The sequence below is a fragment of the Mesorhizobium sp. M8A.F.Ca.ET.207.01.1.1 genome (genome assembly GCF_004794715.1).
GTDB lineage: Bacteria > Pseudomonadota > Alphaproteobacteria > Rhizobiales > Rhizobiaceae > Mesorhizobium.
Genome location: NZ_SRUS01000198.1, coordinates 1 through 378 on the forward strand (window position 1 = coordinate 1; position 378 = coordinate 378).

At 65.3% G+C, this 378-nt stretch carries 1 protein-coding gene; it reads right to left on the reverse strand.

What is annotated here, in order from left to right; genetic code table 11:
- Positions 1-375, reverse strand: a 375-nt coding sequence (locus EN850_RS34155) for an S-adenosylmethionine synthetase N-terminal domain-containing protein (protein ID WP_281407306.1), incomplete at its 3' end; no start/stop codon positions are given.
- Positions 376-378 lie beyond the last annotated feature (3 nt).

The following is a 378-nucleotide window of genomic DNA, read 5'->3' on the forward strand; positions in this document are numbered from 1 at the left end:
GCCGAACATCAGGCCCTGGTCGCCCGCGCCCATTTCTTCCGGCTTCTTGCGGTCCACGCCCTGGGCGATGTGCGGCGACTGCTTGCCGATCAGGTTCAGCACGCCGCAGGTGGCGCCGTCGAAGCCGACGTCGGAGCTGTCATAGCCGATGTCCGTGATGACCTTGCGGGTCAGCGCTTCCAGGTCGATCCAGGCGCTGGTGGTGATTTCGCCGGCCACGATGGCAACGCCGGTCTTGACCATGGTCTCGCAGGCCACGCGGGCGCGCTGGTCCTGGGTCAGGATCGCGTCCAGCACCGCATCGGAAATCTGGTCGGCAACCTTGTCCGGATGGCCTTCGGAGACCGACTCGGAGGTGAAGAGATAGCTGGACATCAG